We start from the raw sequence: 239 nt of genomic DNA, 5'->3' as shown, positions 1-239 counted from the left end.
GTGGCGGACACTAAGGTGCCGTTAACCCGCCGTGTCAATGATAAAGAGCTGGTCAATGACATTACCCTGACTGCCGCCGATGTCGGCGCCTACAGCAAGGATGAAACCGATAGCCGGATCAAAGACGGTGATGCCCCGATCATGCAGGCAGCTCAACAGGCCCTGAAAGCCGCGGACAGCAAAGTGCCTCTGACCCGCCGTGTCAATGATAAAGAGCTGGTCAATGACATTACCCTGAC

General features: G+C 55.6%; 1 pseudogene. It reads left to right on the top strand.

From position 1 onward, the window contains the following. Positions 1-239, top strand: a pseudogene (locus tag Xbud_RS20070) (phage tail protein); the annotation flags it as partial.

The sequence above is a fragment of the Xenorhabdus budapestensis genome, assembly GCF_002632465.1.
Classification (GTDB): Bacteria; Pseudomonadota; Gammaproteobacteria; order Enterobacterales; family Enterobacteriaceae; genus Xenorhabdus; species Xenorhabdus budapestensis.
Note: the sequence above shows the minus strand (reverse complement) of the source record. Positions and strands in the feature narration are given on the sequence as shown.